The 24,572-nt window shown below is 65.1% G+C and carries 27 protein-coding genes; 13 read left to right on the forward strand and 14 right to left on the reverse strand.

The genetic code is table 11. From position 1 onward, the window contains the following. Both ilvN and JNK68_06725 read right to left on the reverse strand, forming a co-directional pair. Nucleotides 1-193, reverse strand: a 193-nt coding sequence (ilvN, locus tag JNK68_06720) for an acetolactate synthase small subunit (protein ID MBL8540049.1), incomplete at its 3' end; no start/stop codon positions are given. 85 nt (nucleotides 194-278) lie between these two features. Next, nucleotides 279-1,976 (reverse strand): acetolactate synthase 3 catalytic subunit, encoded by a 1,698-nt coding sequence (locus tag JNK68_06725; protein ID MBL8540050.1) that lies wholly within the window; start codon nucleotides 1,974-1,976, stop codon nucleotides 279-281. Nucleotides 1,977-2,238: 262 nt separating this feature from the next. On the opposite strand from JNK68_06725, the gene JNK68_06730 reads away from it, so the two are divergent. From JNK68_06730 to JNK68_06745, 4 genes are read left to right on the forward strand one after another with little or no spacing between them, the layout of a single operon-like run. Next, entirely contained in the window at nucleotides 2,239-2,808 is a 570-nt protein-coding gene (locus tag JNK68_06730) for an RNA polymerase sigma factor (protein ID MBL8540051.1), read from the forward strand. After that, complete coding sequence (locus JNK68_06735; protein ID MBL8540052.1) at nucleotides 2,805-3,209, forward strand: DUF3619 family protein; 405 nt, start codon at nucleotides 2,805-2,807, stop codon at nucleotides 3,207-3,209. The genes JNK68_06730 and JNK68_06735 overlap by 4 nt, the downstream gene beginning before the upstream one ends. After that, entirely contained in the window at nucleotides 3,182-3,700 is a 519-nt protein-coding gene (locus JNK68_06740) for a DUF3106 domain-containing protein (protein MBL8540053.1), read from the forward strand. Before JNK68_06735 ends, JNK68_06740 begins: the two co-directional genes overlap by 28 nt. Further along, on the forward strand, nucleotides 3,697-4,245 hold the full coding sequence (locus JNK68_06745) for an RDD family protein (GenBank protein ID MBL8540054.1): 549 nt from the start codon (nucleotides 3,697-3,699) through the stop codon (nucleotides 4,243-4,245). Before JNK68_06740 ends, JNK68_06745 begins: the two co-directional genes overlap by 4 nt. Here the strand turns inward: JNK68_06745 and lptG are convergent. Together lptG and lptF are read right to left on the reverse strand one after the other, a co-directional pair. Further along, nucleotides 4,199-5,272, reverse strand: a complete 1,074-nt coding sequence (gene lptG, locus JNK68_06750) for an LPS export ABC transporter permease LptG (GenBank protein ID MBL8540055.1) — start codon at nucleotides 5,270-5,272, stop codon at nucleotides 4,199-4,201. The two genes, JNK68_06745 and lptG, sit on opposite strands and share 47 nt — an antisense overlap. Then, on the reverse strand, nucleotides 5,269-6,354 hold the full coding sequence (gene lptF, locus JNK68_06755; GenBank protein MBL8540056.1) for an LPS export ABC transporter permease LptF: 1,086 nt from the start codon (nucleotides 6,352-6,354) through the stop codon (nucleotides 5,269-5,271). The genes lptG and lptF overlap by 4 nt, the downstream gene beginning before the upstream one ends. A 98-nt stretch (nucleotides 6,355-6,452) precedes the next feature. Here lptF and JNK68_06760 point away from each other — a divergent pair, with 98 nt between their 5' ends. Genes JNK68_06760 through JNK68_06770 form a run of 3 tightly spaced genes read left to right on the forward strand, consistent with a single transcriptional unit; the run spans nucleotide 6,453 to nucleotide 8,873 of the window. Then, nucleotides 6,453-7,949: a leucyl aminopeptidase gene (locus tag JNK68_06760; protein MBL8540057.1), complete on the forward strand. Its 1,497-nt coding sequence runs from the start codon at nucleotides 6,453-6,455 to the stop codon at nucleotides 7,947-7,949. A 4-nt stretch (nucleotides 7,950-7,953) separates the two neighbouring features. Further along, complete coding sequence (locus JNK68_06765; GenBank protein MBL8540058.1) at nucleotides 7,954-8,391, forward strand: DNA polymerase III subunit chi; 438 nt, start codon at nucleotides 7,954-7,956, stop codon at nucleotides 8,389-8,391. 2 nt (nucleotides 8,392-8,393) lie between these two features. Further along, complete coding sequence (locus JNK68_06770; GenBank protein MBL8540059.1) at nucleotides 8,394-8,873, forward strand: hypothetical protein; 480 nt, start codon at nucleotides 8,394-8,396, stop codon at nucleotides 8,871-8,873. Between the two features lie 69 nt (nucleotides 8,874-8,942). On the opposite strand, the gene JNK68_06775 is transcribed toward JNK68_06770, so the two are convergent. The 3 genes from JNK68_06775 to JNK68_06785 all read right to left on the reverse strand — a co-directional run bounded on the left by JNK68_06775 (nucleotide 8,943) and on the right by JNK68_06785 (nucleotide 11,416). Continuing rightward, nucleotides 8,943-9,245 (reverse strand): hypothetical protein, encoded by a 303-nt coding sequence (locus JNK68_06775; GenBank protein MBL8540060.1) that lies wholly within the window; start codon nucleotides 9,243-9,245, stop codon nucleotides 8,943-8,945. A gap of 84 nt (nucleotides 9,246-9,329) precedes the next feature. After that, nucleotides 9,330-10,748 (reverse strand): heavy metal sensor histidine kinase, encoded by a 1,419-nt coding sequence (locus JNK68_06780; protein MBL8540061.1) that lies wholly within the window; start codon nucleotides 10,746-10,748, stop codon nucleotides 9,330-9,332. Further along, nucleotides 10,745-11,416 (reverse strand): heavy metal response regulator transcription factor, encoded by a 672-nt coding sequence (locus tag JNK68_06785; protein MBL8540062.1) that lies wholly within the window; start codon nucleotides 11,414-11,416, stop codon nucleotides 10,745-10,747. Before JNK68_06785 ends, JNK68_06780 begins: the two co-directional genes overlap by 4 nt. Before the next feature lie 204 nt (nucleotides 11,417-11,620). Between JNK68_06785 and JNK68_06790 the strand changes: the two genes are divergently transcribed. From JNK68_06790 to JNK68_06800, 3 genes are all read left to right on the forward strand, one after another. After that, on the forward strand, nucleotides 11,621-14,383 hold the full coding sequence (locus JNK68_06790) for a valine--tRNA ligase (protein ID MBL8540063.1): 2,763 nt from the start codon (nucleotides 11,621-11,623) through the stop codon (nucleotides 14,381-14,383). 34 nt (nucleotides 14,384-14,417) lie between these two features. Continuing rightward, complete coding sequence (locus JNK68_06795; GenBank protein ID MBL8540064.1) at nucleotides 14,418-15,674, forward strand: MFS transporter; 1,257 nt, start codon at nucleotides 14,418-14,420, stop codon at nucleotides 15,672-15,674. 190 nt (nucleotides 15,675-15,864) lie between these two features. Next, nucleotides 15,865-17,130 (forward strand): glycosyl transferase family 1, encoded by a 1,266-nt coding sequence (locus JNK68_06800; protein MBL8540065.1) that lies wholly within the window; start codon nucleotides 15,865-15,867, stop codon nucleotides 17,128-17,130. Nucleotides 17,131-17,192: 62 nt separating this feature from the next. Here JNK68_06800 and JNK68_06805 read toward each other — a convergent pair whose 3' ends face one another. The 6 genes from JNK68_06805 to JNK68_06830 all read right to left on the reverse strand — a co-directional run bounded on the left by JNK68_06805 (nucleotide 17,193) and on the right by JNK68_06830 (nucleotide 22,288). Continuing rightward, nucleotides 17,193-17,813 (reverse strand): class I SAM-dependent methyltransferase, encoded by a 621-nt coding sequence (locus JNK68_06805; GenBank protein ID MBL8540066.1) that lies wholly within the window; start codon nucleotides 17,811-17,813, stop codon nucleotides 17,193-17,195. Nucleotides 17,814-17,864: 51 nt separating this feature from the next. Further along, entirely contained in the window at nucleotides 17,865-18,266 is a 402-nt protein-coding gene (locus JNK68_06810; GenBank protein MBL8540067.1) for an RNA-binding S4 domain-containing protein, read from the reverse strand. Continuing rightward, nucleotides 18,263-19,015, reverse strand: coding sequence for a glutathione S-transferase family protein (locus JNK68_06815; GenBank protein MBL8540068.1), 753 nt, complete (start codon nucleotides 19,013-19,015; stop codon nucleotides 18,263-18,265). The genes JNK68_06810 and JNK68_06815 overlap by 4 nt, the downstream gene beginning before the upstream one ends. A 17-nt stretch (nucleotides 19,016-19,032) precedes the next feature. After that, a complete protein-coding gene (locus JNK68_06820; protein MBL8540069.1) occupies nucleotides 19,033-19,260 on the reverse strand; it encodes a sulfurtransferase TusA family protein in 228 nt (75 codons plus the stop codon). Between the two features lie 87 nt (nucleotides 19,261-19,347). Next, the gene (locus tag JNK68_06825) at nucleotides 19,348-20,643 is read right to left on the reverse strand and encodes a protein kinase (GenBank protein MBL8540070.1); all 1,296 of its coding nucleotides are present in this window, start codon (nucleotides 20,641-20,643) and stop codon (nucleotides 19,348-19,350) included. Between the two features lie 214 nt (nucleotides 20,644-20,857). Further along, the gene (locus JNK68_06830; GenBank protein ID MBL8540071.1) at nucleotides 20,858-22,288 is read right to left on the reverse strand and encodes a M48 family metallopeptidase; all 1,431 of its coding nucleotides are present in this window, start codon (nucleotides 22,286-22,288) and stop codon (nucleotides 20,858-20,860) included. A 68-nt stretch (nucleotides 22,289-22,356) separates the two neighbouring features. On the opposite strand from JNK68_06830, the gene moaC reads away from it, so the two are divergent. The 3 genes from moaC (at nucleotide 22,357) to soxZ (ending at nucleotide 23,791) form a co-directional block, all read left to right on the forward strand. Continuing rightward, the gene (gene moaC, locus JNK68_06835) at nucleotides 22,357-22,842 is read left to right on the forward strand and encodes a cyclic pyranopterin monophosphate synthase MoaC (protein ID MBL8540072.1); all 486 of its coding nucleotides are present in this window, start codon (nucleotides 22,357-22,359) and stop codon (nucleotides 22,840-22,842) included. A gap of 126 nt (nucleotides 22,843-22,968) precedes the next feature. Continuing rightward, a complete protein-coding gene (gene soxY, locus JNK68_06840; protein ID MBL8540073.1) occupies nucleotides 22,969-23,436 on the forward strand; it encodes a thiosulfate oxidation carrier protein SoxY in 468 nt (155 codons plus the stop codon). A 31-nt stretch (nucleotides 23,437-23,467) separates the two neighbouring features. Continuing rightward, complete coding sequence (soxZ, locus tag JNK68_06845; protein MBL8540074.1) at nucleotides 23,468-23,791, forward strand: thiosulfate oxidation carrier complex protein SoxZ; 324 nt, start codon at nucleotides 23,468-23,470, stop codon at nucleotides 23,789-23,791. Nucleotides 23,792-23,803: 12 nt separating this feature from the next. Here the strand turns inward: soxZ and JNK68_06850 are convergent. Next, nucleotides 23,804-24,561 (reverse strand): IS5 family transposase gene (locus JNK68_06850; protein MBL8540075.1). Its coding sequence is split into 2 segments (ribosomal slippage): nucleotides 23,804-24,246 and nucleotides 24,246-24,561, totalling 759 coding nucleotides; the frame shifts between segments, so codons are not numbered across the junction. Nucleotides 24,562-24,572 lie beyond the last annotated feature (11 nt).

The following is a 24,572-nucleotide window of genomic DNA, read 5'->3' on the forward strand; positions in this document are numbered from 1 at the left end:
TCAGCTGCTTGGTGATCTGCTCGATGATCTCGTCCGAGCCGCTGGTGACGATCGTCATGCGCGACATGGTCGCGTCCTCGGTCGGCGCGACGGTGAGGGATTCGATGTTGTAACCGCGCGCGGAAAAGAGCCCCGACACCCGTGACAGCGCTCCCGGCTCGTTTTCCAGGAGCAATGAAAGAATATGTCTCATGATTCTTCTGACTGACCGTCGTTAAGCGTCGTCCCGCGGAAATGCGCGGAACGTCCCCTGCAGCAAGAGCGACGTTGTTTCCGCTTCAGACCAGAATCATCTCCGACAGCCCCTTGCCGCCGGGGACCATCGGGAAGACGTTCTCGGTCTGGTCGGTGGTGAAATCCATGAACACCAGCCGGTCCTTCAAGGCGATCGCCTCGCGCAGCGCGGGTTCCACGTCAGCCGGCTTGTCGATGCGCATGCCGACATGACCGTACGACTCGGCGAGCTTCACGAAGTCCGGCAGTGCGTCCATGTAGGACTCGGCGTAACGGTTGCCGTGGAAAAACTCCTGCCACTGCCGCACCATGCCCATGTACCGGTTGTTCAGATTCACGATCTTTACCGGGAGATGGTATTGCTTGCAGGTCGAGAGCTCCTGGATGCACATCTGGATGCTCGCCTCGCCGGTGATGCAGAACACGTCGGCCTCCGGATGGGCAAGCTTGACCCCCATGGCATACGGCAGACCGACGCCCATGGTGCCGAGCCCGCCGGAGTTGATCCAGCGGCGCGGCTTGTCGAACTTGTAGAACTGTGCCGCCCACATCTGGTGCTGACCGACGTCCGAGGTGACGAAGGCGTCGCCATTCGTCAATTCGTAGAGCTTTTCCACCACGAACTGCGGCTTGATGATGGGACTGCCGCGGTCGTACTTGAGGCAGTCGCGTGCGCGCCAGAGCTCGATTTGCGTCCACCAGGTCTTGAGTGCCGATGTGTCGCTGCGCTCGCGGAATCCCTCGAGCTGTCGCGCCAACTCCTGCAGCGTCTCGCGCACGTCGCCCACGATCGGCACGTCGACCTTGACCCGCTTCGAGATGGAGGAAGGGTCGATGTCGATATGGATGATGTGCCGCTCATCGTCGAAGAAGTGCGACGGATTGCCGATGACGCGGTCGTCGAAACGCGCACCGACGGCGAGCAGCACGTCGCAGTGCTGCATCGCCATGTTTGCCTCGTAAGTGCCGTGCATGCCGAGCATGCCCACGAACTGCGGATCGGTCGCCGGAAATCCCCCCAATCCCATGAGCGTGTTCGTGCACGGATAACCCAGCAGGTGCACCAGCTCGGTGAGTTCCTTGGCGGCATTGCCGAGGATCACGCCGCCACCCGTGTAGATCATCGGTCGCCGCGCATTGGCGAGCAGCTGGACGGCCTTCTTGATCTGCCCGCTGTGCCCCTTCACCACGGGGTTGTAGGAGCGCATCGAGATGGTCTGCGGATACTCGAACTCGACCTTCGCCATCGTGACATCCTTGGGAATGTCGACGAGCACCGGGCCCGGGCGGCCGGTGGTGGCGAGATAGAAGGCCTTCTTGATCGTCGAGGCGAGATCGCGCACGTCCTTCACGAGGAAGTTGTGCTTGACACACGGCCGCGTAATGCCGACAGCATCACACTCCTGGAATGCGTCCTGGCCGATGGCGTGGGTCGGCACCTGACCGCTCAGGATCACGACCGGCACCGAGTCCATGTACGCGGTGGCAATGCCGGTCACGGCATTGGTAACGCCGGGACCCGAGGTCACGAGGCATACGCCGGGCTTCTCGCACGAGCGCGCGAAGCCATCCGCTGCGTGCACCGCAGCCTGTTCGTGACGAACGAGGATGTGCTTGACCTTGTCTTGTTTGAAGATCTCGTCGTACAGGAAGAGGACCGCACCGCCTGGATAGCCGAAGACGTATTCGACCCCCTCTTCCTGCAGGCAGCGCACCACGACCTCAGCGCCGGTAAGTTCCATGAATGGGTCTCGAAACAGGGCAAAAAAGTGAACCGCAAAACATACCGTCGGACGCGGCATCGGTCAAGGAAAACGTTTACTCCAGACCCTGCCGGCAGGGCGCTCATGCCGGCTGCAAAGCGGTCACCGATCGCCGCGGGCAATTTGCTACTATCGGGTGAAAACCACTACCTGCCGGCATGCTGCCGCGAACGACGGGCAGCCCCTCGGGAAGGGAAGGCCGCCGCCATTCCCTCCCGTCAACTCACTCGGGACAGGTCAACTGGCAACCGCAAAGGAACTGTCGGACTTTCTCGCCGGCGTAGAGCGCAGGGCATTCAAGCAGGCCGCGTTTGCGGTGCGCGACAATCACGCCGCGCTCGACATCGTGCAGGACGCCATGCTCAAACTGGCGGAGAAGTACGGTGGCAAACCCGCCGACGAGCTGCCGATGCTGTTTCAGCGCATTCTGCAGAACGCGATTCGGGATTTCTTCCGCCGGCAGAAGGTCCGATCGCTGTGGACCACCCTTTTCTCTTCGCTGGGACCGAAGGGCAGCGACGACGAGGACCACGACCCGCTGGAGATGCTGGCGCAGCAGGACAGCCCCGGTCGCCCTTTGGAGCCCGCGGAGGAGTTGCTGCGCAGTCAAACACTTGCAGCCATCGAGGAGGCGCTCGCACAGTTGCCGCCGCGTCAACGGCAGGCGTTTATCTTGCGTTACTGGGAAGAGATGGATGTCGCTGAGACGGCTCGAGCCATGGGTTGCTCCGAGGGCAGCGTGAAAACGCATTGCTCGCGAGCGACCCATGCCCTTGCCGGCCTGCTCAGGGCGAGAGGGATAGAACTATGAGCGAAGAACAATTCGGGCGCCGTGTCGCCTGGCATCTCGACCGCGGTCTCGATCAACTCGATCAGGGCACGTTGAACGCGCTTGCCGCCGCGCGGCAGGCCGCCTTGAACGGTCAGCCCGTGTATCAGCGCAGTACCGAGCCCGCAATGGCGGTCGCCGGTCACGCCGCCCTGTCGACACGTCATCCGCGAACGCGGATCCGCTGGTGGGTACCGGCGAGTGCCGTGGCAGTAGTGGTGGCAGCGCTGATGTACGTGCAGGCGATGAATCAGCATCCCATGTTCGCTCCGAACCACGAGCTGGGTGCGCTCGATGCCGGTCTCCTGGCCGATGAACTTCCGATTGACGCCTATCTGGACAAGGGCTTCGACGCGTGGCTGGAAGATACTTCATCGGAATAGCGCTGCTCGGCCTCGCGTTGAGTCTGCCGGCGGCGGCGGCGCCGCCCTCCGGCCCGACCTGGAAGCAGTTGACGGCCGCCCAGCGGCAGGTTCTCGCGCCGCTTGCAGGCGAATGGGACAAGATCGAGCCGGAGCGGCGCCTGAAATGGATCGGCGTGGCTGAACGATACCCGAGCCTCGCACCGGACCAGCAGCAACGACTGCAGTCGCGCATGAAGGAGTGGGCCGCTCTTTCTTCGGAAGAGCGCGACGTGGCACGCGAGAAGTTCAAGAACCTGCAGCAACTTCCGCCGGAGCGGCGCGCCACCATGAAGGAAAAGTGGGACACCTATCGGCAGCTGCCCGAAGAAGAGCGCGAGCTCCTGCGCACCGCGGGGTCGAAGCGCGGCGCTTCCGCTGCGGCACCGTTGCAGGAAGCATCGGAAGAACACGTTGCGACACCCGGCTCCCGTGAGGCGTCCTCCGCGGAGCCGGCCGTGACGCGCCCGTGAGCGGCGCTCGTCGCAGTCGTCGCGCCCGCAGCGAGGTCGTCACCAGCACACCAAGCGACCCGGCGGCATCGTCCGCACAGGAAAACGCCGGAATCGGTCGGCGCTTCGCCTGCCTCGTCTACGAGGCACTACTCCTGCTGGCCGTCCTTTTCTTCGGTTCCGCCGTCTTTACCGGCGTGGCTGGCTCGGCCGACACGCTTGCGTCCCGCTTCGCGCTGCAGGTGCTGCTGCTCACCCTCTGCGGTGCGTATTTCGTCTGGTGCTGGACCCGTGGCGGCCAGACGCTGCCGATGCAGGCCTGGCACCTGCGCATCGTCGCGGCCCACAGCGGTGAGCCGCCCGCGCCGGGCCTCGCGCTCAAGCGCTATCTGCTCGCAGTCCCCGGCGTGCTGCTGGGAGCGGTCTCGTTTCTGTGGGGATTCATCGATCGCGATCGCCTCTTTCTTCACGATCGCCTGGCGGGAACGAGGATCGTGCGTATCGACCGCACTCGCCGCACTACCGACGCTCCGCCCGCCAGATCATCCACGCCGCCACAGCACTAAAGAGCAGCGTCGGCAGCACCGCGCTCACGAACGGCGTCCAGTTGTTCAGCGTCCCGAGCGCATCGAAGAACCGCCCCAACAGGAAGAACGTGAGGCCGACGAGAATGCCGGTGAACACCTTCGTACCGACGCTGGTCATCCGGCCCTGGAAATGCGCGAAAGGCAGCGCCAGCACCGTCATCAGTACCACCGAGAACGGGTAGATCAGTTTGCTCCACAGTGCAGTCTCGTAGCGCGTGGTCTGCTGCCGACTGTTCTTGAGATGCTCGATGTACTGCACGAGATCGGTGGCCGCCATCTCCTCCGGCTTGAGCAGCAGAACGCCGAGCAGACTGGGTGTGAGCACCGATGTCCACGCCATCTCGGGGATATGCTCGACGGTTGCGCGACCGTCGGCGAAGCGCGTCCGCGCGACCTCCGACAGCAACCACCCGTTGCCTCCCCGATACGCGCCCTTTTTCGCGAAGGTGCTGGAGACGAGACGCTGCGAATCATCGAAATCGTACAGGTAGATGTTGAGCAGCGTGTTGTCGGGGGTGACCAGTCCCACGTTGACGAAGCTGTTGCCGTCCTTGACCCAGATCCCCGATCGAAACTGGCTGACGATGAGGTAGGCGGACGCCCGCATGCGCAGTCGCTGCGCCGCCGCTTCGCTGGCTGGCGCGACGTATTCGCCGAAGACGAAGGTGAGCGCCGCGAACACGAGGCCGATCTGGGCGAGCGTCGCCGCAAGACGCAGCATCGAGATGCCGGACGTGCGCAGGATCGCGTACTCGGACTGCGCCGTAAGACGGGCCAGCGCGAACAGGGCGCCGACCAGCACCGCGATCGGCATCACCTCGTAGACGTGCGTCGGCAGGCTCAGCAGCACGTACAGGAAGGCCGTGTGGAGGCGGTATTGACCGCGGCCCAGGTCCTCCAGCTGATTGAGGAGATCGAAGAACGCGAAGAGCGCAAGCAGTGCCGCGAGTGTGAGCAACGTCGCTGCGGCAATCTCGCGAAAGAGATAGCGGCGGACGATTCTCATGCCGAACGCGCCACCGGCAGCCAGCGCAGCGACATGCGCCGGTAGAAGAAGAGCACGACCACTGTCACCATCGCGCCGTGAACCCCGAGCACGGCCGCCCACGCCGAGAGCCTGCCGGACGCGACGAGGCTCTCCGAGATGCTGATGGCGTTGCTGTAGAGAAAGTAAAGCAGCACTGCGGCGATCAGGTTGAAGGAGCGTCCAACACGCGGATTCACCGAGCTCAGCGGCACGGCGAGCAACGCGAGAAGCAGTGCGGAAAGTGGCAAGCCGAGACGCCACACCAGCTCAGCGAGATTGGCGGGCGAACTCTGCGCGATGAGTTCGCCGGTGGCCAGCGTCTTCGCCGGCGACAGGACCTTGCGCGCTTCCGCCGGCTCGATGCGCACCGCCAAGCGCTGGAAATCCATCGTGCGGTATTCCGGTGAGCCGGGCATACCCTCGTAGCGGTGACCGTCAAGCAGAACGAGAAAGCGGTCTCCGTTCTCGTGGGTCTCGATGAGACCGTTGTGCGCGATCATCACGGCCGCGCCGTCGCGCTGCTTCGATTGCACGAAGACGTTCTTCACCCTGCCGGAATCGGGGTCCAGTTCCTCCACGAAGTACACCCAGTCGGCGCGCTTCGACTCCTGGAAAACACCCTCGCGCACGAGTGCGGTCTCGTCGCGCGATTCGAGCTGGCGCTGGTATTGTTCGAGCCGCGCCGCAGCCCACGGGTAGACGAAGAAAGTCAGAACCGCGATAACGATCACCGAAGGCAGGGCGAACATGAGGACCGGTCTCACCCATGCCTTGAGCGAAAGCCCGGCGGAGAACCACACGAACATTTCGGAATCCCGATAGCACCGGATCAGCGTGAGCAGGACGGCCACGAACAGGCTTCCGCCCATCACGATCGGCAGCGAGGTGAGCACGGTGAAGCCGACGAGCGCGAACACGCCCTCCATCGGGATCAGGGCGCTCGTCGCCATGCGCAGTACGCGGATGATCTGCGTGCTGACGATGACGAGCAGGAGGATGGAGAGCACCCCGGCGCCGTTGGCGGCGAACTCGGACAGCAGGGAGCGCCGGAAGAGACTCATCTCCCGGCGCTCTTTTGACTTTTGGAAATTACTCCGACGATAATGGAACGGATACGCAAGTTCATGAAAAATAACCGGCAAATGCCTGGGAGCAAGACGTGGAATTTAGCATAAAAGGCGGCCGCCCCGAGAAGCAGCGCAGTGCGGCCATGGTGCTCGGCGTGTTCGAGTCGCGCAAGCTCACTGCACCGGCCGAGGCGGTGGACGAGGCGGCGGACGGTTATCTTACGGATATCCTGCGCCACGGCGACATGGAAGGCCGCCTCGGCACCACCTTGCTGCTGCACAAGGTTCCCAACGTCGCCGCCGAGCGCGTGCTGCTGGTGGGGCTCGGCAAGGAGCGCGACTTTCGCGACAAGGCCTACCGCGACGCCATCCGCGCAGCCATCCGCGCGCTGAACGACACCGGCGCCGCCGATGCTGCGATCCATCTGACGGAACTCCCGCTCAAGAAACGCGACAGCGTGTGGCGCACCGCCCAGGCGACGCTCGTCACGCTGGAGACGACGTACCGCTTCGACCGCCTCAAGAGCGGGCCGGACGCGCCGAAGCGCGCCCTCCGAAAGCTCGTCTTCACGGTCGCACAGAAAAGTGAAACGGCCGCCGCGGAAGAAGGGCTGCAGCGAGGGCTCGCCGTGGCGCAGGGGGTGAACCTGGCACGCGACCTCGGCAATCTCCCCGCGAACTTCTGCACGCCGACCTATCTCGCGGAGCAGGCGCAGGAACTCGCCCGGCACTACGGTTTCGAGTGCACCGTGCTCGAACAGGACGAGATGCGGAGCCTCGGCATGGGCGCACTGCTCTCGGTGACCCAGGGCACCGTGCAGCCGCCCAAGCTTATCGTGCTGAGGCATCGCGGCGGCGGTGAGCAGCGCCCGGTCGTCCTCGTCGGCAAGGGCATCACCTTCGACACGGGCGGCATCTCGCTCAAGCCCGCCGCCGAGATGGACGAGATGAAGTTCGACATGTGCGGAGCGGCAAGCGTCCTTGGCACATTCAAGGCGATCGGCGAGCTGCATCTGCCCGTCAACCTGATCGGCATCATTCCCTCGTGCGAGAACATGCCTGGCGGCAAGGCGACGAAGCCCGGTGACGTGGTGACGAGCCTGTCCGGTCAGACCATCGAGATTCTCAATACCGATGCCGAGGGCCGCCTCATCCTCTGCGACGCGCTCACCTACGCCGAGCGCTTCGATCCGGAAGTCGTCGTCGACATCGCGACCCTGACCGGCGCCTGCGTGATCGCGCTGGGGCACGTCGCTCACGGACTCTTTGCTAACGACGACGGGCTCGCCCGCGATCTGCTCGCGGCGAGCCAGAACAGTTACGACCGCGCCTGGCAGATGCCGTTGTGGGACGACTATCAGGAGCAGCTCAAGACCAACTTCGCCGACATGGCGAACGTCGGCGGACGTCCGGCGGGCAGTGTCACCGCCGCCTGCTTCCTGTCCCGGTTCACGAAGAAGTACCACTGGGCGCACCTCGATATCGCCGGCACGGCGTGGAAGAGCGGCAAGGAGAAAGGTGCCACCGGCCGGCCGGTCCCGCTCCTCACCGAGTTTCTCGTGCGGCGTGCGGGCACAACCAGGGAATGACCGCGTGACGCGCGTCGACTTCTACACGCATGCCGAGAGCAAGCTCAGGACGGCCTGCCAGCTGTGCGCGAAAGCGGCGGCGCAGGGCACGCGGCTCTTCGTCTACGTCCCTGATGCAGACACCGCGCGGGAGCTGGATCGACTGCTCTGGACCACGCCGGCCACCGGGTTCGTTCCGCATTGCCGGCCGAATGACCCGCTGGCTGCGGTGACGCCGGTGATCATCGCGGAGCATGCAGATGCGCCGCCTCATGATGACGTGCTCCTCAACCTGCACGCCGAGGTGCCGACCTTCTTCTCACGCTTCCGGCGCCTGGTCGAGATCGTGAGCACCGACGAGACCGACCGGCAGCAGGCCCGTGCCCGCTTCCGCTTCTACCGCGACCGCGGTTACGAGTTGCACGACCACAACGTGAGCTCGGCCACACGCCCGGCAACGTAGCGATGTCCTCGGAACACGGATCCGATCGTCCGCAAAACGAAGTGCTGTCGAAGGTGGATGCGCTGCTGCGCCGTCATCGCAGCGGCGGACTGGATGTCGCCCTCGACATGACCGCGGAAGCGGAGATTCCGACGCTGACGGAACTGATCGAGGGTGCCGCCGATGCCGGGGATGCAGACTTCGTCCTCGAACCATCCCCGCCGGAGGCACCGCCCGCCGACGTCGACACACATCCCTCGGACGAGGCGTGGGTGGCCGCCCTGCGGCCGGAACTGGAGCGCCTCGTTGCGCAAGAGCTTGCGGAGCGATTGCCCGCCGCCATCCGGGAGCAAGTGATGCCCGAGATGAGACGCGAACTCGGCGAAGGCCTCAATCGCCTGCGCGATGAGATGCGCACGACGGTGGAAGCGGTGGTGCGCGAAACCATCGAGCGCGAGGTGAAGCGGGCGCTGAAGGCGCTGCTCAAGGAGAAGGAGCGGTAAACCACCGCTCCGCACCCGCGCAGTTCGCGAACGGCGTCAGGTCGACCTGACGCCGCCGCCTGCCAGGGGTCAGTTGTTGCCGTCCGAGATTCCCATCTGCCGGATGACCCAATCGTGGCCTGCCTCTGTCTGCCCCGAACGTTCGGTGAGCTGGGGACGCTGCGTCGGCCGGGTGTGCCGGACGTAACCATCGGTCGTGCGCAGCTGCTTCTCCAGCCACGCGCCGTCCGCCGTCATGACTCCCGTCGAATCACCGGGAGCGCCGCTGTAACCGCCGGTAGCCTGCGCACCCGAGTCTGCCGCAAGTGTGGGCACGGTCGGCAGGGCCAACAGGCCTGCAGCAGCAGCCGTCAGCAGAATTCTGGCTTTCATGATGTCTCCTTTGCGTGTCGTCTGGCGATATCGCCTGAGTGAGCAGACTACGCGCGCCCCAGGGTCGGCCGGATGACCCGCGGATTACATTGCTGTAAGCCTCGGCGCCGGTGGAAAGCGCAGGGTGAAGCGGATGCCGAAGCTGCCGGCGTCCGCCTGCGCCACGCCGCCGTGCAGACGCATGATGGAATCGACGATGGCGAGTCCCAGTCCGGCGCTGTGCGCAGCGTCGTCGCGGGGCTCGTCTCGACGGGCAAAGCGGGCAAAAAGACGCGGCAGTTCGTCGGTGCGAATCGGCTTCGCGCACGAATTGGTCACCTCGAGGACGGCGCCCTCGGCGGCAGATCGAGCCCGCACGTCGATGCGCTCGCCGGGCGGTGCGTAGCGCACGGCGTTCGACAACAGGTTGGTGATCGCGCGCCGGATCATCAGCCGGTCCCCGCGGGTGACGCACTCGCCCTGGATGACGATCTCCTGCGACTTCTCGGCCGCTGCAGGCTCGAAGTATTCGGCGAGGTTCGACGCCTCCTGCGTGAGGTCGACCGTTTCGGCGGCAACGGTGAGCACCCCGCGGTCGGCGCGGGCGAGAAACAGCATGTCCGACACCATGCGCTCCAACCGTTGCAGTTCCTCCAGGTTGGACAGCAGGGCCTCGCAGTATTCTTCCGCGGTGCGCGGTCGCGACAGCGTCACCTGTGTCTGCAGCAACAGGTTGTTGATGGGGGTACGCAACTCGTGGGCGATGTCCGCCGAGAATTCCTCGAGCGCCCGGAAGCTCTCGTTCAACCGCCCCAGCATGTGGTTGATGCTCTGCACGAGGCCACGGATCTCGGTCGGTGCATCCTCCGCGGTCAGCGCGGTGCCAAGACGTTGCGCCGTGATCTGCTCTGCGCGCTCGGCCACCCGCGCGATCGGAGCCAGGCTGCGGCGCACTACGAAGAACGCCAGCGCACCGCTCGACAGGCAGCCCAGAACCGCCACCAGCGCGGCAGTGACCGCCTCACGTCGGAGCAGTTCCTCCGAGTCGCTGACATCGAGGGCGACCACCACCGTCAGCGGTGTTGCGGGCGCGGGCCGCGCGTGTTCGAGCATCTGCAGCCACCAGGTGTGGTCGGCAGCGTGCACGGTGGCGATGCGCGCTGGCGGCATCCCTGATCCAGTCACGAAGGGTGCGGCCGCCGTTGCCACTGCGGGCGGGAGTTCGACGAGCCAGTCATCTTTCACGCGCAGGCCGAAGCTCACGCGGGGATCGAGCAGGGACAGGTCGTGTACCCGATGCAGAAGCTCGTCCTGCTGGTCCGCCACCCCGAACTCGTCGAGCAGGTGCTCGATGACCCTCGCCTTGCCCTGGATCACGGCGGTGTCGAGTTCTTCCACCTGCATGCGCAGCGTGTGATAGAAGCTCGCAGCGACGGCAATCATGATGAGCACCGAGCCGCAGCAAAACAGCGTCACCAGCCGCGCCGCGAGGGACGTGCGCAATCGCGGCCAGTGCCACCTCAAGCCCGCTCCTCCAGCACGTAGCCGAACCCGCGCATGGTGTGGATGAGCCGGTTCGAATAGGGATCGTCGATCTTCGCACGCAGGCGTCGCACTGCGACTTCCACCACGTTGGTATCGCTGTCGAAGTTCATGTCCCACACCTGCTCGGCAATCAGGGTGCGCGAGAGCACTTCGCCCTGACGCCGCAGAAAGAGCAGCAGCAGCGCATACTCCTTTGCGGTGAGTTCGATGCGCTCGCCCGCCCGCTCCACGCGCCGGCGCAGGAGGTGAACCTCCAGGTCCGCCACCCGCAGGACGTCCGGCTCCTGCGTCCTGCCCCGTCGCAGGAGCGCGCGAATGCGCGCGAGCAGCTCCGAGAAGGCGAACGGCTTGACCAGGTAGTCGTCGGCGCCGATCTCCAGTCCGCGCACGCGGTCTTCCACTCGGTCGCGCGCGGTGAGAAAGAGGACGGGTGTCTGTCGCCCCGCGCGGATGTGCTCGAGGACGGCCCATCCGTCCAGTTGCGGCAACCCGATGTCGAGGACGATCAGGTCATAGGCTTCACTGCGTGCGCGATGCAGCGCGTCCACGCCGTCGCGCACCCAGTCGACGATGAAGCCGTTCTCACCCAGCCCCTTGACCAGGTATTCGCCCGCACGTCGCTCGTCTTCCGCCAGCAGCAATCGCAAGGCACACCTCCTCTCCCCGATGTTATCCCCTGCGGAAAGCTTCGATGCGCACCTTACAAACATGTAATCGCGGTGCAAGCTCTCCGACTATCGACCCCGCCATACCCGAGTCGTTCGACGGGCGAGAGCGCACCCGCGCCCGCCCGCCTGCACTGCCCTCTCCGCTATAATCCGCCCCTTCCCCGTGCTCCCCGATCCGAGAACATGGAGCTTCCCAAGAGTTTCGAGCCGGACGCCATCGAGCGCCGCTGGTACCCCGAGTGGGAAGCGCGCGGCTACTTCGCCGCGGGCTTCGCCCCCGGCGCCCCGGCGTTCTCCATTCTGCTGCCGCCGCCGAACGTCACCGGCACGCTGCACATGGGGCACGCGTTCCAGCACACGCTGATGGACGCGCTCATCCGCTACCACCGCATGCTCGGCGACAACACGCTGTGGCAGGCCGGTACCGACCACGCCGGCATCGCCACGCAGATCGTCGTCGAACGCATGCTCGAACGCGAGGGCGACTCGCGCACCGCGCTCGGCCGCGAGCGGTTTCTCGAACGCGTGTGGGAGTGGAAGGAAGAATCCGGCTCGACCATCACGCGCCAGATGCGGCGCCTGGGCACTTCCTGCGACTGGTCCCGCGAGCGCTTCACGATGGACGAGGAGCTGTCGCGAACGGTGACCGAGGTCTTCGTGCGCCTTTACCGCGAGGGTCTCATCTACCGCGGCAAGCGCCTCGTGAACTGGGATCCGAAGCTCGGCACCGCGGTGTCCGATCTGGAGGTGGAAAGCGTCGAGGAACAGGGCAGCCTGTGGCACATCCGCTACCCGCGCGTCGACGGCAAGGGTTTCGTCGTCGTCGCGACCACGCGCCCCGAGACCATGCTCGGCGACGTCGCGGTGGCGGTGCATCCCGAGGATCCCCGCTACCAGGACTTGATCGGCCAGGCGGTGCATCTGCCGCTCACCGATCGCACGATACCGGTCATTGCCGACGCTTACGTCGACCGCGAGTTCGGCACCGGCTGCCTCAAGATCACGCCGGCGCACGACTTCAACGACTGGCAGATCGGGCAACGCCACAAGCTCGCTCCGATCGGCATCCTCACCCTCGATGCGAAGCTGAACGACAACGCGCCGCAGCAGTACCGCGGGCTCGATCGCTTCGAAGCGCGGCGGCGCGTCGTCGCCGACCTCGACGCTGCCGGTCTGCTCGAGGGCGTGAAACCGCACAAGCTGATGGTGCCGCGCTGCGGGCGCACGAACGAGGTCGTGGAACCGATGCTCACAGACCAGTGGTATGTGAACATGGAGTCGCTCGCGCAGCTCGGCCTCCATTGCGTCGCATCGGGCGAAGTGCGCTTCGTGCCGGAGAACTGGACCACCACCTACAACCAGTGGCTCACCAATATCCAGGACTGGTGCATCTCCCGCCAGCTCTGGTGGGGGCACCGCATCCCGGCGTGGTACGACGCCGATGGCAACGTGTACGTCGCCCACGACGCGGCCGAGGCGCGCGCGCAGGCCGGCGGCAAGGCGCTCGCGCAGGACGAGGACGTGCTCGACACCTGGTTCTCGTCTGCGCTGTGGCCGTTCTCCACACTCGACTGGACACCCGAGTACCCTGAGAAGAGCAACCCGGCGCTCGATCTCTACCTGCCGTCCTCGGTGCTCGTCACCGGCTTCGACATCATCTTCTTCTGGGTCGCGCGCATGGTGATGATGACCAAGCACATCACCGGCAAGGTGCCGTTCCGGCAGGTGTATGTGACAGGCCTCGTGCGCGATGCCGAAGGCCAGAAGATGTCGAAGTCGAAGGGCAACGTGCTCGACCCGATCGATCTCATCGACGGCATCGCCCTTGACGCACTCATCGAGAAGCGCACCTACGGCCTCATGAATCCGAAGCAGGCCGACGAGATCACGCGCACGACGCGCCGCCAGTTCCCGGACGGCATCGCCGCGTTCGGCACCGACGCGCTGCGCTTCACCTTCGCGAGCCTCGCGACTCACGGCCGCGACATCAAGTTCGACCTCGCCCGCTGCGAGGGTTATCGCAACTTCTGCAACAAGCTGTGGAACGCGACGCGGTTCGTCCTCATGAACTGCGAAGGCAGGGATACCGGCACCGACGAGTCGCTGCCCTGCGTGTTGTCGGCTGCCGACCGCTGGATCGTCTCACTCCTGCAACGAACGGAAGGCGAGATGCAGCGCGCCTTTCGCGAGTATCGCTTCGACCTGGCGGCACGTGCGCTCTACGAATTTGTCTGGGACGAGTACTGCGACTGGTACGTCGAGTTCGCCAAGGTGCAGTTGCAGAACGGAGGCGAGCAAGAGCAGCGCGGCACACGGCGCACGCTGGTGCGCGTGCTGGAGGCCACACTGCGCCTGGCGCACCCGATCATCCCCTTCATCACGGAAGAGTTGTGGCAGAACGTTGCGCCGCTCGCCGCCAAGAGCGGCGCGAGCATCATGATTCAGCCGTATCCGCAGCCGGATTCCGCGAAGCTCGATGGCGCGGCGGAGGCGTTCGTGGCGCAGGCCAAAGAGAGGATCAATGCACTGCGCGGACTGCGTTCCGAGATGGGTCTTTCCCCGGCCCAGAAGGTCGCGGGCGTCGCCGCAGGCGAGGCGGTGTCGCTCATGGCCTTGCAGCCGTACGCCATGGCGTTGGCGCGCCTGTCGAGCCTCGACGTGGTGGATGATTTGCCTGCGACGGACGCGCCGGTCGCCATCGCCGGGGATGCGCGTCTCATGCTGAAGGTGGAAATCGACGTCGCCGCCGAGCGCGACCGCATCGGCAAGGAGATGGCGCGCATCGAAGCGGAGATCGCCAAGGCACAAGCCAAGCTCGGCAACGCGAGCTTCGTCGAGCGTGCACCGGCAGCCGTCGTGCAGCAGGAACGCGACCGTCTCGCCGGGTTCGCTGGCACGCTCGCAAAGCTGCGCGGACAACTCGGCCGTCTCACCGCGAACGCGTGATCACGCGCCGGGCTGTCGCGCCGCGGCCCGCACGATGAACCCGGCGCTACGAGCGTTCCGTCACCGCAACTTCCGCATCTTCTTCGCCGGGCAGGCGATATCGCTGATCGGCACCTGGCTGCAGGTGGTGGCCTTGGGCTGGCTGGTGTACCGCCTCACCGGCTCGGCACTGATGCTCGGCATCGCCGCCGCCGCGCAACAGCTGCCTGCGCTCTTCCTCGCACCGCTCGCAGGGGTCGTTGCGGATCGCGTCAATCGCCGTCGCCTGTTGCTCGCCACCCAGGCGGCGGCGTGCGTGCAAGCAATCGTGCTCGCTCTGCTCGCGCTGACGGGCCACATCGGGCCTTGGCATGTGGTTGCGCTCGCACTCGTCTACGGCGTGATCCACGCGACCGAGACGCCGACCCGTCAGGCCTTCCTGCTCGAACTGGTGCAGGATCGCACGGACCTGCCGAATGCGATCGCGCTGCAGTCGATGATGTTCAACGGCGCGCGCTTCATCGGTCCGTCGCTCGCAGGGCTCGTGCTGGCCGCATCGAGCGAAGGTTGGTGCTTCCTGCTCAATGCGCTGTCCTACGTGGCGACCCTGATCGCGTACGCCAGGGTCCGTGTGCCCGCGCGCCCGGCACAAACCAGCCAGGCCGACTGGCTTGGCGATCTTGCGGCAGGCATCGGCTACGCGCTCGGCTTCGCCGGCACCCGCTATCTGCTTGCTCTGGTCGCGGTGGTGTCGTTCTTCAGCGCGCCCTGGCAACCCCTGATGCCGAAGTTTGCGGCCGAAGCGTTCGGCGGGTCGTCGCGCACGCTCGGTTTCATGATCGGCGCCGTCGGACTCGGTGCGCTCGCGGGGACCGCAATACTGGCGCGGCGCGCGTCGGTGCGCGGACTGGACGGTGCGATCGCCGCAGCGGTGACGGTTGCCGGCCTCGCGTTCGCGGCGTTCGCGCTGTCCGATCGGCTTTCGCTCTCGCTCGTCCTGCTCGTTGTCTTCGGCTGCGGACTGGTCTTCACGGTCGCCGGCTGCAACACCCTGCTGCAGACCATCGTCGACGAGGACAAGCGCGGCCGCGTGGTGAGCCTGCACGTGACGGCGTTTCTGGGCGTCGCACCGATCGGCAATTTCCTGTGGGGCGCGGTCTCGGAAAAGGTTGGCGTTCACTGGACCGTGCTCGTCTGCGGCAGCGCCCTCACCGTGGCGGGGCTTTGGTTCTCGTGCCGCCGCGGGCCGTGGAAGAGAGCCGTGCGCGAGATTTACGTGAAGAGGGGTATCGTCCCGACTGCCCGCGGATAGCTGCCCGCGAGCAGCCGTGCGGCGAGGCGGGTGCGGACACGTGCTCCTGACCAAACCTCGGGGAAACTCGCACCCTTCGGCGGCGCGCGCAGACCGGACAGACGGGCTCGCGGGAGAAGGAGGGCTTGGCATGAAGCCCCCATTCAGAGAGCATTACCAGGGGATCCCTGCTGCCGCCTTCTGACGAACGATGGCTCATATCGGCGTCATGTGCCCGAACGTTCCCGGGCACCTCAACCCGATGATCGCACTCGCGGACGCATTGCGAAGCCGCGGGCATCGCCTCACCTTCTTCCTGCTGGGAGATCCGCCCGCCTCGGTGTCAGCCGCCGGATTCGCGATCGTTGAGCTGGGAGGTTCCGTCTTCCCACCGGACGAGTACCGCGCGGAGTTCCAGAGACTCGGCGCGCTGAATGGCCGCGCGGCGCTCAAGCACACGTTGGCGCTCGCTGCGCGCGCGACGGAAGCCATCCTGCGGGTCGGTCCGAAGGCGGTCCGCGAGGCCGGTGTCACCGCGCTCGTCGTCGACCAGACTTCATTCGCAGGTGGAACCGTCGCCGACGTGTTACGACTGCCGTTCGCAACAGTGTGCAACGCACTGCTTTTGAATCCCGAGCCGGCGGTGCCACCGTTCTTCACCTCCTGGCAGCCGAACGACGGTTGGTTGGCGGGGTTCCGAAACCGGCTCGCCTGGGCACTGCTCGCCCGCCTCTATGCTCCCATCCTGACGCGAATCCGCGTCGAGCGGCGTTCGCTCGGCCTGTCCGCGATCAAACGGATCTCGGAGACATGGTCCACCCGACTGCAAGTCAGTCAACAGCCCGCCGCGCTCGAGTTTCCGCGGTCAGCGCTGCCCGGTTCTCTTGAGTTTGTCGGCCCGCTGCGACTGCCGGGTGGCTATCCGCCAGTGCCGTTTCCATGGGAGCGACTCGATGGCCGGCCGCTCGTCTACGCGTCGCTGGGCACTCTGCAGAACCGGGTCGTGAGCACCTTCCGGCTCATCGGCGAGGCATGCAGCCGACTCGACGCCCAACTCGTCATTTCCACCGGCAACGGTGTCGCGCCGGAAGCGCTTGCCGACCTGCCCGGTCAGCCGGTCGTAGTCTCCTACGCGCCGCAGTCGGAACTCCTCCGCCGTGCCGCTCTCGCGGTCACTCACGCAGGCTTGAACACGGTGCTCGATGCATTGAGCGCCGGGGTCCCGCTGGTAGCCATTCCCATCACCAACGAACAGCCGGGGATCGCAGCCCGCGTCGCGTGGGCGGGCGCCGGCGAGGTCGTGATGCTGAAGCAGGCGACTTTCGACCGGCTGCGTTCAGCAATGTGCAAGGTGCTCGACAACCCGTCGTACCGCTCCGCCGCTGCGCGGATCCGCGATTCCATTCAAACCAGCGGCGGCGCCCCACGTGCCGCGGAAATGATCGAGAGGAGCCTCGGCCTTTCAGCTTCGGGGTAGCGTCGAAAATGGACGGAAATCGCGGCTTGTCGCGACTGCGCCACAACGACGGCGACCATGCCTCAGCCCGCGGGCGTCCGCGAGCCGGGTTCGTATTCCGCGAGCCAGACGGTATGTTGGCCGCATTGAGGGTCGTTCGCCACATGCGCGAGAATCGAGAACCCGCTTCCGCAAAGCAGGCGTTCGTATTCTGCGGGATCGAGGCTGCCGTGGTAGAGCGGTTCACCACGGTATGAGCCGATCGCCTCGCCGTGTGCAGGACCGCTGGTAAACATCAAAGGCGCGCCCGGCATTGCGTGAACCGCGAAGCGCGGGAACATCCGACGCTGGTCGTCGGCATGAAGATGGAAGAAGCTGTCCCACGCCAGAATGCCATCGAAGCGCCGCTCCAGCCTCAGTTCCCGCATGTCGCCAACGATCCACTCGGAGCCGGGAAATCGCGCGCGGCACATCGCGATCATCGACGGGGATGCGTCGACACCGGCAACGCCGAAGCCGGCTTCGAGAACGTAGCGCGCAATAGGCTCGGCTATGCCGCAACCCATGTCGAGAACGACTCCCGCCGGCCGCACCCGTGCAAGGAAGCAGTCGAGCCATGCCTTCTCCTGGAGATTCCGACTCCGATCCCGATCGAAGTCTCGGGCGTGGCGCTCGTACAGATCAACGATGGCGTCCCGGCACATGCCGCTGCTTCATCCCATCAGAAAGCGTTGGAACCACCTCGCCCGACCGCCTCAGTCGTTGTCGACTAGGCGGTCGAGCTGTCGGCGGTCGCGCTTGGTCGGTCGACCCTGACGAACCGCCGCGGAATCGCGCTCCGCGCTGCGCGCGGCCACCGCCTCCTGGCGGGCGCGATGGCTCTCCTCGGCTTCTTCGTAGAGGGCTCGCGCGACGGTCGCCGGTCCGCGCCGCACGGAAAGCGCCCGCACCGTGATACGCCATTCGTAGGCGCCGATCCGGATTTCGAGACGATCGCCCACCTTGAGTGCGTGCGCCGGCTTCACCCGCGCTCCGTTCAGCCTGACGTGGCCGCCTTCCACCGACTCCTGCGCCAGGCCGCGCGTCTTGAAGAAGCGCGCTGCCCAGAGCCAGCGATCGAGGCGAACGACGGCCGGCGGCAGCACGTCCGGCGTCATGACGCGACCGCTCTCTCGGGGTAGTAGCGATTCCGCATGCGCCGGCAGTACGCTTCCAGCTGCGGGTAATTCTGTGCATGTGCCTGGAGCGGCGTCTCCAGCGGCGCCCACAGCAAATTCGCGAGGAACGCGTAAGCGCACGCATCGAGGGAAGTCGGTCGCTCGCCCATGAAGTACGGTGTGTCGCCGAGGAAATCGGCGAGCGCCGTCAAGTCCGCGCGCCCGATCGCCTGTATCTCTTCCGCGCTGTGGCGACCCATGCCGTGCCCCCACAGTTCCTTGCGCATGCCCCGTCTGGCAACCGTGGCAACAAGCGGACGCAGCGGCGGTGGCAAGCCGCCGAAGAATGCATCGCGGGTAAGCTTCCAGCCTTCTGTCGTGAGCCAGCGGTCGTACATCAATCCCGACCAGTACAGGTTCTCTTCGAGCAAGCGCCGCAACGCCAGCCCGACCGCGCGTTCCTGCGGTGTGAGTCGGGCGTCGAGCGGATCGCCGTAGCGTTCCTTCAGGTAATCGATGATGAAGCCTGAATCGGCCACGACGTGTCCGTCGTCTTCGATCCACGGCATCTTGCCCTTCGGGGCCTGCATGATGCTGGCGCGCGGGGCAATCCGGTATTCGAGGCCGGTCATCCGCAGATAGGTCTCCACCTTCATGCAGAACGGACTGGCATTCGGCAGCCCGAATGCGGGCTCGAACTGAAAGAGGGTGATCAGCGGCAGTGTCCTCTCGCCCGCGGGCCGCGACATTCGGCGGCGGCGCAGTGCTACTTCTTTCTCAGCAGAAAACGGAACTCGCCGCCCTGCTCCTCCGACGACAGCAACTCGTTGCCAGTCTGCCTGCAGAACGCCTGGAAGTCCTTGACCGAGCCCGGGTCGGTGGCAAGGATCCTGAGCACCTCTCCGGATGACATGGCGGCAAGCGCCTTCTTGCAACGAAGGATGGGCAGCGGACAATTGAGTCCGCGCGCATCCAGTTCCCTATCGTGGTCCATGCGGTATCCCGTATCGTCGAGCAGCGGCAGCGATCGGGATTATAGGCGTCGCCGGCGACGGCGACACCGCAGCGTGCGAAGACGCGATCAGAGCAACAGTACGTCGCGGTCGGAAAGTGATTCGGCGACGCGGTCGTTTGCCGTGGACAAGCGCTCCACCAGCGTTTCGAGGAACACCTGATTGAAGCGCGACCGGCAGCCTTCGCTCGCACCATCGAGCGAGGCCGCTCCGATTTCCAGAACCGTGACGTCGCTTACCGCCGTTACACTGGCACTGCGCCGAAACTCGTGTTTCGAGAGGTGTCCCATCTCCCCGAAGGCATCGCCGGCCCCGAGCGTTGCGAGCAGCGCACGGTTCTTGGTGACATGGACTTCCCCGGTGGCGACCACGTAGAAGTTGCTACCGGTTTCGCCCTCGCGGATCAGCACGGTTCCCGCCGGGCGGCGCACCCAGGTGCCGATGCGCACCACCTCCCACAGTTCGACGTCCGTGAACGACTTGAAGAACTTGAGCCGACGCAGCGTGTAGAACTTCTCGGTGTCGGGAATCGGCGCCTCGACGCGTCGCAGTTCCCCGAAGGCGTCAGCCAGGTCGCGCGCGAACTCGTCCCAGGTCTGGTAACGCGCTTCGAGATCCTTCGCCAGCGCCTTCATGACGATATCGTCGAGCCGCTGCGGAATGTCCGGCCGATGGGTGCTGGGCGGTTGCGGATCGTTGTGGATGATCTGGTAGATCATCGCGTACTTGTTCGCCCCCTTGAACGGCAGCTGTCCGGTGAAGAGCTGATAGAGCACGACGCCGAGCGCGAAGATGTCGGTCTGATGCGTGAGCGGCTGCTCCTTCAGCTGCTGCGGCGACATGTAGGCGGGCGAGCCGACGCCGCTCACCTGCGTCGACTCGGTCGAAGTGACCAGCGCCGCACCGAAATCCGAGATCTTGATGTCGCCGGCCTCGGTCAGCAGGATGTTGGCGGGCTTGATGTCGCGATGGATGACGCCGTTGCGGTAGGCGTAGTCGAGCGACTTGCAACACTTGAACGCGATCTCGAGCACCTTGTTGATCGGCAGCAGATTGTCGACGGCGGTGTGGCGCTCGAGCGTCCCGCCGGAGACGTACTCCATGACGATGTAGCTGAAGTCGCCTTCCACCGCAGCGTCGTAGATGGCGACGATGTGGGGGTGGGACAACATGCCGGCAAGTGACGCCTCGGTCACGAAGAGCTTGCGGTAACGCCGACCGTATTCCTGGTCGCCGAGCACTTCCGGATAGACGACTTTGACCGCCACCTGCCGGTCGGAGAAAGGGTCGCGAGCGAGGAAGACGGCGCTCGTTGCACCCTTGCCGATCTGCCGGATGATTTCGTACTTGCCGATCTGGGTCATGGAGGGGCGTTGGAGGACGGCGTCGAGCCGAGGGATGCGTCCCTGGCCTGAAGCAATCGCCCTGCCTAGCTGTGATCCCGGCCGCGCACTGCCACGGCCAACGGGAACGTCCGTCGCTCGCCCTTGCAGCGAGCCTCGCGACGCTCTCCGGCTTGACTCGAACTCGACCGCGCCCCGCTGAAAAGCCGCGAATCAGCCGCGATCCCCGACGTGCTTACCTGGGTTTGTCCTTGTCCTCGACCTCGATCGCGCGCAGCTCGCGCAACCGCGCCTCTGCGCTGGAGAGCTGGTAGAAGTCCCCATCACCCGCCTTCAGTCCGAGTTGGAGCTGGTCGATGGCCGCGGGAACGTTGCCGAGCAGGAAATAGGATTCCGACTGGGCGCGGTGCTGTTGCAGCTTCTGGCCGAGCGCGGCGTAGCTGCGCGCCTCCATCTCGTAGATGTGCGGATCGGTGGGATAGATCTGCACTTGCTCCTGCAGAAACTTGAGCGCCTCGGCCGCCTGCTTGTCCTGCAGCAGCGTCGCCGCATAGTCCAAGGCAAGCGCCCGGTAGCGCGGATGAGCGCGCAGCGCACTGCGATAGAAATTGAGCGCTGCCGGCAGATCACCCGACGCGACCAGGAGACGGCCCGTCAGCGTTTCGACGATGGGATTGGAGGGCAGCATCACGCGCAGCTGGCGCAGTTCCTCCTTCGCCTCCGGATACTGCTGCGCGCGCATGAGTGCGGTGGTAAGACCGTAGCGCGCGGCCGCCTCGTTCGTGAATTTCTGCTCCCCGATGCTTTCCCTGAAGAAGGCCACGGCCTCCTTGGGCGTGTCCGACGTGGCGCGAATCTTCGCCCGCAGCAGCTGGAAGTCGACGCTGTCCGCAACCAGCCGGTAGGGCGCGCCCTCGGCCCGATTGCGCATGTCGGCGATGCGCTCTGTCGTCAGCGGGTGAGTGCGCAGATAGGACGGTGCGCTGCTGTCATAGGTACGCGTGGCGCGCTGCAGACGCTCGAAGAAGACGGGCATCGCGTTCACGTCGAAGCCGGAGCGCTCGAGAATCTGGTAGCCGATGCGGTCGGCCTCGCGTTCGTGCTCGCGGGTGTAATTGAGCTGCGACTGGATCGCGCCGGCGCCGGCGCCCACCATCGCCGCCTGCGACAGCTGCGGGCTGCCGCGGGCGGCCAGAATCGCCACCGCGAGGGCTGCTATCGAGAGGATGGTGCTCTGCTTCTGTCCCGCGATCATGCGCGCGATGTGGCGCTGCGTGACGTGGGCAATTTCATGACCAAGTACGCTCGCGAACTCCGATTCGCTCTGCGCGACCAGAAACAGCCCCGTGTGCACACCGATGAATCCTCCGGGCAGGGCAAAGGCGTTCACGGACGGATCGAGCACGACGAAGAACTCGAACTCCTGGCGGTACTCGGGGCTCTGAGAGACGAGCCGGTAGCCGAGATCGTTCAGATAATCGACCAGTTCCGGATCATCGACGTAGGCCCTGTCCTCACGGATCTGGCGCATGATGCTCTCGCCGAGCGCCCGTTCCTGTTGCGGCGTGAAGCTCGCCTGGGCGACGTCTCCCAAATCGGGCAGATCGTCACCGAAGGCGACCTCGACCGCGAAGACAAAGGCCAGCAGGAAGGCGATCACACGCATGGTGTTATGATACCGAGGAAGCGAAATCCCTGAGCAATGAACCCCTTGCAACCTGCCAGCAGCGCCGCATGAGCGCTGACCTCACGCACTTCGACGCGTCCGGCCAAGCCCGCATGGTCGATGTCGGGGACAAGGCGGAAACGCGCCGCAGCGCCACGGCGAGCGGACGCATTACCATGGCACCTGCCACCCTCGAGCGCATTGCTGCCGGTAGCGCCGGCAAGGGGGACGTGCTGGGTGTGGCGCGCATCGCGGCGATCCAGGCCGCCAAACGGACGTCGGATCTCATCCCCCTGTGCCATCCGCTCGCCATCACGAAAGTTGCGGTGGAATTCGACGTCCTCGCAACCGAGCACGCAATCGATTGTCGGGCGACTGTCGAAACGTGCGGACGCACCGGCGTGGAAATGGAAGCACTGACGGCAGTCACGGTCGGACTGCTCACGATCTACGACATGTGCAAGGCAATGGACCGGGGCATGTGCCTCCACGATATCGGCCTGCAGGAGAAGATGGGCGGCAAGTCGGGAACATGGACGCGTCGATCGATCTAACGTCGCATGTCTCGGGATCTGTGAAAGGGGTACGCGCGGACTGCGGGCTTCTGCCACGTCTCTCACGTAGATACCGGAAGCAGCGTCCGGGTTCCCTGAAGGTATCCATTGGGTAACACGGTGCCAGTGAACAGAGTCAGGCGAACATTGCTGCGCGGGGTCAGTACTGCGGGCGCGCTCACGGCGGCGTTTGCGACCGGTTTGCTGGCGCCGCGTCGAGCGTGGGCGGGCGCCTGGAATCAGGCGGGTTTCGGCACCAAGGCGGTCGCCGACGCCCTGCGGTCCATCGGAGCAAGCGAATCGGTGGAAAGCCCGGACATCCTCGTGAAAGCGCCGGATATCGCCGAGAACGGAGCCATCGTGCCGATCGAGGTCATCAGCAGGATTCCCAACACGCGCTTCATCGCAATCGTCGCGGACAAGAACCCCTTTCCGCTGATCGCCATTTTCGAGTTTCGCGATGGTGCCGAGGGCTTCGTCTCCACGCGCGTCAAACTGGGCGAGTCGACGTTCGTGCGCGCCATCGTGAAGGCGGACGATCGGGTGTACAGCGCACGCCGGGAGGTCAAGGTCACGATCGGCGGATGCGGCTGACCCCGTTCACCACAGGAGACTTGGGCACGCGATGGCGGAACCGATGAAAATCCGCGCCACGTTGCAGGGTGACGTGGTGGAGGTCAAGGTGCTCATCAGCCACCCGATGGAAACGGGTCAACGCAAGGACCCCGAATCAGGCGCCACGGTGCCCCTTCACTTCATCCAGAAGGTCACGGCCACGCTGAACGATACCCCCGTGATGGAAGCGCAGTGGAGCCAGGCGATTTCGAAGAATCCGTTTCTCGGGTTCAAAATTCGCGGCGCGAAAGCCGGTGACCGCCTTGCGGTAGCCTGGTCGGACAGCAAGGGCCAGCAGGGATCCATCGAAACCACCGTCACCGGTGGAACTTAGGGCGTGTTAACACTATATGAGCGCATCGGCGATCAGGGCGAAGTGAATAAATGCCGTGAACATCACGTCGAGTTTCTCGAAGCGGGAGAAGATCCGACGAAAGCCCTTGAGCCGACGGAACAGCCGCTCGATTTCGTTGCGCCGCTTGTAGATCGCCTTGCTGTAGTGCCAGGCCGTGAGTCGATTGGACTTGGGCGGCACGACCGGGTTGAAGCCCAGGTCAAGTGCCAACTGACGGGTCTCGTCGCCCTCGTAGGCGCGATCCATGATCAGATGCAGGCGCCGATTCGGACCGCCCAGCGAGGTCAGCAGCTTGCGGCCCTCGGGCGCGTCGTGCGCTTGGCCCGGCGACAGCGAGAACGTTATTGCCGTTCGAGCATTCGCGGCAACCATATGAATCTTGGTGGTCCATCCGCCGCGGGACTTGCCGATCGATTGCGGGCCGTTTTTTTTAGCGCCCCGGTGCCGTCCGGATGCACCTTGACGACGGTGCTGTCCAGGGCCACCGATTCGATCTTGATGCGCACGATCTGAGCATGCTGCAACTGCGCGAACACCCGATCCAGCACGCCGAGTTTGGACCAGCGGTTCATGCGGGTGTAGATCGTGTGCCAGTTGCCGAAGCGCTTGGGCAAGCCGCGCCACTTGCAGCCGTGCTCGGCGACGTACAGGATCGCATTGAGCACCTGCAGGTTGGACAGACTGACGTTGCCACGCTGCCGCGGCAGGCAACTCTCGATTTGCTCGTACTGGGCCTGGGAGATCTCCATGCCCGAACTGT

The sequence above is a fragment of the Betaproteobacteria bacterium genome, assembly GCA_016791345.1.
GTDB lineage: Bacteria > Pseudomonadota > Gammaproteobacteria > Burkholderiales > JAEUMW01 > JAEUMW01.